This is a genomic window from Deinococcus cellulosilyticus NBRC 106333 = KACC 11606 (assembly GCF_007990775.1).
Lineage (GTDB): Bacteria > Deinococcota > Deinococci > Deinococcales > Deinococcaceae > Deinococcus_C > Deinococcus_C cellulosilyticus.
Map to the genome: position 1 here is coordinate 168,136 of NZ_BJXB01000013.1, position 6,000 is coordinate 174,135.

The 6,000-nt window shown below is 55.7% G+C and carries 7 protein-coding genes; 4 read left to right on the top strand and 3 right to left on the bottom strand.

What is annotated here, in order from left to right:
- Window positions 1-117 precede the first annotated feature (117 nt).
- On the top strand, window positions 118-399 hold the full coding sequence (locus DC3_RS15405; RefSeq protein ID WP_146885799.1) for a YiaA/YiaB family inner membrane protein: 282 nt from the start codon (window positions 118-120) through the stop codon (window positions 397-399).
- An 18-nt stretch (window positions 400-417) separates the two neighbouring features.
- Here the strand turns inward: DC3_RS15405 and DC3_RS15410 are convergent, their stop codons facing one another.
- Window positions 418-1,272 (bottom strand): DciA family protein, encoded by an 855-nt coding sequence (locus DC3_RS15410; RefSeq protein WP_146885801.1) that lies wholly within the window; start codon window positions 1,270-1,272, stop codon window positions 418-420.
- A complete protein-coding gene (recF, locus tag DC3_RS15415; protein WP_371863439.1) occupies window positions 1,256-2,302 on the bottom strand; it encodes a DNA replication/repair protein RecF in 1,047 nt (348 codons plus the stop codon). The genes DC3_RS15410 and recF overlap by 17 nt, the downstream gene beginning before the upstream one ends.
- 271 nt (window positions 2,303-2,573) lie before the next feature.
- Between recF and DC3_RS15420 the strand changes: the two genes are divergently transcribed.
- From DC3_RS15420 to DC3_RS15430, 3 genes are read left to right on the top strand one after another with little or no spacing between them, the layout of a single operon-like run.
- The gene (locus DC3_RS15420; RefSeq protein ID WP_146885805.1) at window positions 2,574-2,915 is read left to right on the top strand and encodes a PadR family transcriptional regulator; all 342 of its coding nucleotides are present in this window, start codon (window positions 2,574-2,576) and stop codon (window positions 2,913-2,915) included.
- The gene (locus DC3_RS15425) at window positions 2,899-3,990 is read left to right on the top strand and encodes a permease prefix domain 1-containing protein (protein ID WP_146885807.1); all 1,092 of its coding nucleotides are present in this window, start codon (window positions 2,899-2,901) and stop codon (window positions 3,988-3,990) included. The genes DC3_RS15420 and DC3_RS15425 overlap by 17 nt, the downstream gene beginning before the upstream one ends.
- On the top strand, window positions 3,987-5,039 hold the full coding sequence (locus tag DC3_RS15430) for a hypothetical protein (RefSeq protein WP_146885808.1): 1,053 nt from the start codon (window positions 3,987-3,989) through the stop codon (window positions 5,037-5,039). Before DC3_RS15425 ends, DC3_RS15430 begins: the two co-directional genes overlap by 4 nt.
- A 183-nt stretch (window positions 5,040-5,222) precedes the next feature.
- On the opposite strand, the gene DC3_RS15435 is transcribed toward DC3_RS15430, so the two are convergent.
- Window positions 5,223-5,888 carry a PspA/IM30 family protein gene (locus DC3_RS15435; RefSeq protein ID WP_146885810.1) on the bottom strand — a complete coding sequence of 222 codons (666 nt, stop codon included), beginning with the start codon at window positions 5,886-5,888 and terminating at the stop codon, window positions 5,223-5,225.
- Between the last annotated feature and the right edge of the window lie 112 nt (window positions 5,889-6,000).

A 6,000-nucleotide genomic window follows, 5' to 3' on the forward strand; every position in this document is an offset into this window, starting at 1 on the left:
AAATGCACCCCTGCCAGAAGTCACCCCTGCCTGCCCTGTCTTGATGCACAGGCACCAGAAGCACCGGGATGCCACACTGAAACCAGACAGGGCACAGAGCCCACAAGGAGGAAGTGTATGGAGCACCCCACATTAAGACAGGACACTGGCGCATGGATTCTGCAGGTCTGGCTCTCTTTTCTGATTTCCATCGGACTCACGCTGGTGGGCATCGTTCAACTGGATGCTGACCTGTGGAGCAAGGGGTACATGTTCATGGGGCTCTTCTTCACGGTGGGTTCGAGTTTCACCCTGGCGAAAACCATCCGGGACCAGCAGGAAATTCAGCGCATGGTGAACCGCTTCACGGACGCCAAGACCGAAAAGATCATTGCCGAATATGAAATGAAGCGCCCCTGACCTTCTGGAACAGAACCCTCAGCGGTACGTTTCAACCTTCAGGGCGTGCTGCACAGGTTCTGGAAGCTTCTTCCACCATTTGCGGTCAATGGAGTCCAGCTTCTGGTGGTACTCCAGGGCCAGCATCACATAAGACCTTTCCTGCAGGAGTTTTTGCAGAGAGGTCTCCCCTTTGGATTGGATGAATTCCAGCAGCACATCGCTGAGCTGTTTCTGCACCTGCTGGAAAGCCAGATGGGCCGCCACCTTCATGCCGTCTTCGGTCAGAAAGGGGAACTTGCTCACTTCGAATTGCAGGTCCGGGTTGGCCTGCAACTTCTTGGCCACCGCCTGAACCTGGGTGCTGAGGGTCAGGTCCCGGCAGGGCAGGCACAAATCCTCCCGATCGGTGAGGGTCTTGCAGGCCGGGCAGGGCTTGAAGCCTTTCTGGTGACGCAGGCGTTTGGATTGCAGCACGGCCTCTGCGGCCTTTCTGGCGGTGTCCCTGAAGTGCTCGGGGACCCCTTCGAGCATGTGTTCGACGGTCTCAAGATCACGTGCGGTCAGTTTGGGTGGAGGGGTGGGCCTGGGCTGGTCCACCGGAGTGTGCACGGTGCCCACCACGAATTTGATGTCCTGCACCTTGCCCTCCCCGAGCACCTCTGAAAGTTTGCTGACAAAACGGGTGCGCTGCAAAGACAGGTGATGGGCCACCACCGAATCCTGCACCTCGACAATCAGAACCCTGTCCTGCACGGCACGGGCACGGGTCATCTTGCTGAGTTGCGGCCCGACCACCTGCGGCCAGACGGCGACGGCACGGGCACGTTCCACCCCACCCTGAATGCCCTGTCTGCGCATCATGCGGAAGAGCAGGTCATTGAACTCTTTCAAGGCGTCCTCCCTGCATGCGGTAGTGGTGTTCTGCGTGGGGCAAGGGTTCTGTGCCCGTGATCAATGCCTGCGGACTGCGGCGCGCCAGCTCGATCAGGGCAGTGCGGCGTTCGGGGTCCAGCTCGGCACTGAAATCATCGATCAGCAGGATGGGGTTTTCCTGGTAGCGTTCAAACAGCAGTTCGTATTCCGCATACCTGAGGGCCAGTGCGATGGTTCTGGCCTCTCCTCTGCTGGCAAAATCCGATGCAGGCTGACCCCTCAGGGTCAGCACCAGATCATCCCTGTGAGGCCCAATCACGGTGCTCTGGCGTGCGAATTCCTCCGAGCGTTTCAGCAGAAAATCCCTGGCGTACCCCTCAATGGAGGTGGTTTCCTGCAAAGTGACACCCAGTTCGCCCCGACCACCAATGCGGGTGTGGGCTTCACTGGCGTACTTCTGGATTTTCTGAATGGCCCTCTGACGCAAATCCATGACCAGCGTCCCGAGTTCTGCGAGTTTGGCATCAAACACTTCAAGCGCCCACTGCTCATCGTTCTTGAGGGCAGCATTGCGCTGGGCGAGGTTTTTCTGGTAGAGGTCCAGGGCCTGGGCATAGCGGGCACTGATCTTGGAGAGCAGGTCGTCCAGAAACTTGCGGCGCACACTCGGGCTTCCGAACACAATGTCGCTGTCTTCTGGGGCAATGAAAACGGCTCCGCCCCTCAGCAGTTCTGCACTCTTGACCCGCACTCCATCGAGTTTCATCAGGCGTTTGCCCCGACCAATCCCAACTTCGGCGATGCTCTGGCCCTCGTCGCGCTCCAGGGTGGCCCGCACGTAGGCTTCCGTCTCTTCAAAACGCACCAGTTGCTGCAGCCTTCCTGCATCCACCACCCCGGTCAGAACCAGATAAAGGGCTTCCAGGACATTGGTTTTTCCCTGCCCGTTGAGGCCGGAGATGGAGTGGATGCCCTGTTCAAATGCCATGTCCTGATCACAGAGATTGCGGTAGTTGAGGGTGGTGAGGAGGCGCAGAATCACGAGCATCATCCTACAACTTGTGCCCTTGTGACTCCATGAGGGGAGAAGGCCGAGGGCCGAGGGCCCAGGGCCGAGGGCAAAAAACAACCGCAAAGGTCAGAATTTCTCTGCAGGTCCCTCACACTCTGAGCCGTCCACCTGATCACAAAAGAACTCTTGTAGGGGCGAGGCGTGCCTCGCCCTGTTGACAGAACCCTTGATCCTCCAGAGCACCCTCTTGCCACGGCCACTACTTTGTGTCACTATGTAGCCATACAAAGTAGATGAAAGGAGGTTTATGGACGCCAACACTTTAAAAGGACATCTGGACCTGATCCTGCTGGCCACACTGGAAAAAGAACCCCTTTACGGCCTGCGCATCATTCAGGAAGTGCAGGTGCAGACCGAAGGGTATTTCACCTTCAAGGAAGGCACCCTCTATCCTGCCCTGCACCGCCTGGAAAAAGCAGGCTGGATTGACACCGAAACGCAACCCTCACCCATCGGCGGGCCACCCCGCAAGTATTACAAATTGACAGAATCAGGCCTGAAAGCCCTGCAGGACAAACGCCAGGAATGGCAGAGCTTCCAGCAGGCCATGCGCGCCTTCGGAGGGAACAGACATGCAAAAACGCATTGAACAGTATCTGAATCGGGCCACACGCGGACTGTGGGGCAGGAAAAGGCAGCAGGTCAAACAGGAACTGTACTCCCACATTTATGAAAAGATGCACTTCCAGATGTCCTTTGGCAAATCCGAAGAAGAAGCCCTGGAAAGCACTTTACAGGCGATGGGCAAACCCAGAGAAGTGAATGCGGGACTCTTCAAACTCCATGCCCTGCCCGCCCTGGGCAAGATGGTTCTGATCACAGGCATGCTCAGTGCTGCCGTGATCAGTCAGGCGCAACATCAGCCCAGTGTCCATGTCTACACCCAGCAAGTCCAGGTGGAAAATCCATTTGATGCCCGCAACACCCAGACCTTCCCAATCCATTACCTGTCTGCTGGGGAACTGGCTCAGGCTTTGCAAGAACAGCAGGTGCCCTTCTCCCTGCAGAACCGGCAGGAAGGAAATCAGCCTGCTGCTGTGCTGACCATTGGAGACCAGACCACCGTCCTTCCTTATCAGGACCAGCATGACCGTGAAGGGCTGATCAAACCCCAGGGCCAGGACCACTTGATCTCCATTGATCTGCTCCTGATCAGCCTGCTGGAGAATGACAGCAGCAGGTTGCATGGCCTGGTCAATCCACGCATTGACATCGGAGGGGCCAGTTTCACCCTGGGCACCAAGGAGCACAGTTTCAGTGCAGATACCGCTTACATCAGCCTGCTCAACAACTACATGCAAAAGCACCACCATCTGGGCATTGCCATTCCAGCAGACGACCCGATGGCCCCCAGGAGCAAATCCTTCACCCTCAGGGTCCCTGAGGCAAAAGATGGTGAAGTGTACGCGTTGATTCAGGCAGACCGCATGTATTACGAACAATGCAACTGCATCACAGAAACAGGCAATGACCTGAAAATGGCAACAGCCGCCCTGGCCGAAGCCAGAGATGGCAAAATCACCCTCCTGAGCAAATACCCGGACTTGAAGTTCTCCGCTCTGGACCGCCTGAATGAGGGCGATGTCCTGATCAAACTCTCTGGAGAATTCAGAACAGCCCCTTTCATGGTGGTGCAGGTCAACCCTGAGGACATCCAGCCATGAGCACGCAAAAACGCATTGAGCAGTATCTGAATCAGGCCACCAGAGGTTTGTGGGGGAAACAGCGCATGGCTGTCAGGCAGGAACTCCACTCCCACATTTTTGAGAGAATGCAACACCATCTGGCCTTCGGGGTTTCTGCAGATGAGGCCCTGGCCCGTGCCCTTCAAGCACTCGGGAAACCTGCTGAAATCAATGCAGGTCTGTTGAAAACCCACACCCTTCCTGTGGTCACCCGATCCCTGCTGATTGCTGGACTCATGGGTGGGCTCCTGGTCTCCCAGGCCCACAACCAGAAGATGGTGGGATTCCATCAGAAAATGAAACTCTGCACCATTTCCACCTGCAGTGAAGGACCCATCACCTATTTTGAAGCAGATGGCCTGATGAAGACCCTCCGTGAGCAGAACGTTCCAGCAACCCTCAGGGTGGAGCCAGATGGGGGTGCGCTGCTGCTGCTGCCAGAAATGCACTCCACTTACTTCAGCCCGCTCAACACCGTTCAGAAGGATGGAAAGATTTACCTGTCCTTTGATGAACTGGTGACCTCCCTGTCCATTGAAACAGCATTCAACATCCGGCACCTCAAAAATCCTGAAATCACCTTCAACACCACCACTTTCAGGGTTGGAGATGAAAAACATCCTTTTGATGCCACCAGCACGTACCGTCACCTGATTGCACCCTCTATCTACAACCAGACTGGAGCCACTGTGGTCTGGGGACCCGCAGCTTCTGCAATTCAAACCCATGCCCTCAACATCAGGCGTCCGGCAGCAGCGGAAGGAGAAGTGTACGCCCTGCTGCAACCCGCTCCAGCAAACCTTTACAACACCAGTGTTTTTGAGAAAGCCTACACCTTGCAGTTCTCAGAAGTGCAAAAGGGCACCTTGCACTTCAAAAGTGCCACCCCACAGGTGAACTTCACCACACTGGACGCCAGAAAACCGGGCAGTGTGGTGCTGAAGATCACCGGGAAAATCAATTACTGGAAAAGCCTCCCCCCTTATGAAGTGGTCCAGCCTTCAGAGAACCACATCTTTTATCCCTAACCCCACCATTCCACAGCACACTCCCAGAAAAACCCCCAGACAGTGTCTGGGGGAAGTTTTTTTACACACTATGGCTGGGTTTTTGATGGTCCTGTGGTTGTCTGACATCTTGCTGTCCACTGTGAACTGTAAACTGTGAACTTCTAAAGATGACTGCTCCATTCCCTGCTTCTGGGCACCCGTTTAAGACTGGCCCATGGAGCGCTTCAGGGCTTCAAGTTCCTCATCGATTTCTTTGTCGCGGCCCAGATCTTTGAGCTGCTCGTCGATGTCTTCTTCCTTGCGGAGTTGGGACATGGCTTTCGCCTGGTCTTCCATCCCTGCGACTTTGCGTTCCATCTCATCGAAGGCAGACATGGCCCCTTTGGCCTTGTCAAAACCAGAGACGCGCTCCAGGGTCTGGGCAGCCTCTGCACCTTTCTGGCGGGCCTGCAAGAGTTCCTTCTTGGCCTGCATCTCGCTGATTTTGCCTTCCAGGGCACGAAGCTGGGTTTTCAGCTCTTCGATGATGCTTTCATGCTGCTGGATCTGGGTGGAGTAGGCGTTGGCGATGTCCTCGTAGTTCTTCTTGCGGGTGAGGGCTTCACGGGCCAGGTTCTCGTTGCCCAGTTTGAGGGCTTCCTGGGCTTTCACCACGTACTCCTCGGAGAGGCGTTTGTTCATCATCTGTTCGCGCTTGAGTTTTTCACTCTGCGCCATCGCCTCGGCCACTTCCTTGCGGGCCTGGGCATAGGCGTCACGCATGTCCATCATGCTCTGTTCAATGATTTTTTCGGGATCTTCGGCCCTGGAGATCAGGTCGTTGACGTTGGCGCGAATCAGTCGGCTTAAACGGTCAAAAATGCTCATGGTGATCCTCCTGTATGCAGATACGGGTGTTCTGGTCGGAAAGTTTCGTCTCGGACTTGACCTATTTTAAGGGTTTCACCTGATGGCACTGTGATGATTCACGCTGAGGGCC

Bases quoted from the DNA above. Each gene is read 5' to 3' on its own strand.
- DC3_RS15405 (WP_146885799.1), top strand. From the start codon at position 118: ATGGAGCACCCCACATTAAGACAGGACACTGGCGCATGGATTCTGCAG.
- recF (WP_371863439.1), bottom strand. From the start codon at position 2,302: ATGCTCGTGATTCTGCGCCTCCTCACCACCCTCAACTACCGCAATCTC.
- DC3_RS15420 (WP_146885805.1), top strand. From the start codon at position 2,574: ATGGACGCCAACACTTTAAAAGGACATCTGGACCTGATCCTGCTGGCC.
- DC3_RS15425 (WP_146885807.1), top strand. From the start codon at position 2,899: ATGCAAAAACGCATTGAACAGTATCTGAATCGGGCCACACGCGGACTG.
- DC3_RS15430 (WP_146885808.1), top strand. From the start codon at position 3,987: ATGAGCACGCAAAAACGCATTGAGCAGTATCTGAATCAGGCCACCAGA.
- DC3_RS15435 (WP_146885810.1), bottom strand. From the start codon at position 5,888: ATGAGCATTTTTGACCGTTTAAGCCGACTGATTCGCGCCAACGTCAAC.